1 protein-coding gene and 1 pseudogene are annotated in these 1,095 nt (G+C 64.3%); both read left to right on the top strand.

The features are described 5' to 3' along the window. Positions 1-206 (top strand): annotated as a pseudogene (locus EOA28_RS36630) (dUTP diphosphatase); the annotation flags it as partial. After that, positions 206-865, top strand: coding sequence for an HAD family phosphatase (locus EOA28_RS36625; RefSeq protein ID WP_189342405.1), 660 nt, complete (start codon positions 206-208; stop codon positions 863-865). The pseudogene EOA28_RS36630 and the gene EOA28_RS36625, both read left to right, overlap by 1 nt. Positions 866-1,095 lie beyond the last annotated feature (230 nt).

Genomic DNA, 1,095 nt, shown 5'->3' with positions numbered 1-1,095 from the left:
CGCCCGGCACCGTCGACAGCGACTATCGCGGCGAGGTGAAGGTGCTGCTGGTCAATCTCGGCGATGAGGATTTCGCGGTGACGCGCGGCATGCGTATCGCCCAGATCGTCTTCGCCGCCGTGACCCAGGTTACGGTCGAGGAGCGGGCACTCGCCGGCGGCACGACGCGCGGCGCCGGCGGTTTCGGGTCGACCGGCACAGCTTGATGCTAATTCCAAAGCTGGTCATTTTCGACTGCGACGGGGTCCTGGTCGACACGGAAAACCTTGCCAATCGGCGCCTCGCCGAATGGCTGACCGCCGCCGGCTTCACGACCAGCTTCGAATATTGCCGCAGGCATTTTTCCGGCCGCAGCATGGTCTCGGTGCAAAAAGAGATCGAAGAGGCGACCGAGGTCAGGCTCGGCGCTGACTTCGTCGAGCGCTGGAATGCCGGCCTGCCGGATCTTTTTTCGCACGGCGTCGAGGCGATCCCTTATGTGCGTGAATTCGTCGAAGCCGTCCGCGCGGCCGGCATCGCCTATTGCGTCGCCTCCTCGGCTCGGGTCTCGAAAATGCATATCACGCTCGGCCAAACCGGGCTTTTGCCGCTGTTCGAGCACGCCATGTTCTCCTCGACCATGGTCGGGCGCGGCAAGCCGTTCCCGGACCTCTTCCTGCATGCGGCCAAGACGACGGGCTTCGCGCCGGCCGACTGCATTGTCATCGAGGACAGCGTCGCGGGAACGCAAGCCGGCATTGCCGCCGGCATGCGGGTGTTCTCCTATTACGCCGATCCGTTCTCAGACCGCGAGGGCCTGGCGGCGGCCGGCGGCATCCTGTTCGACGATATGCGGGAACTTGCTAGCCTGGTACCGATCGGCTGATCCGGCTGTACGCTTCAGGACTCCGTGCTAGCGTGCGGCCCCGGGGGTGTTTTCGATGATTTCCATTCTATCCCGTCTCATGCTCGCCTGCCTGCTGCTGCCGTGCCTGTGGGCGGCCGCGCTGGCCCAGGACGTCAGCTTTCCGGAGCTGAGCAGCGCTGTCGGAGGTCGTCAGGACGTCACTTATCTTGATCTTGCCAAGATGGTCCTCCCCGACCTGAAGGCAGTCG

The sequence above is a fragment of the Mesorhizobium sp. M2A.F.Ca.ET.067.02.1.1 genome (assembly GCF_004023285.1).
Taxonomy (GTDB): Bacteria; Pseudomonadota; Alphaproteobacteria; order Rhizobiales; family Rhizobiaceae; genus Mesorhizobium.
The sequence above is the reverse complement of the archived record's forward strand: the minus strand, read 5'-3'. Positions and strand labels throughout refer to the sequence as shown.

Bases quoted from the DNA above. Each gene is read 5' to 3' on its own strand.
- EOA28_RS36625 (WP_189342405.1), top strand. From the start codon at position 206: ATGCTAATTCCAAAGCTGGTCATTTTCGACTGCGACGGGGTCCTGGTC.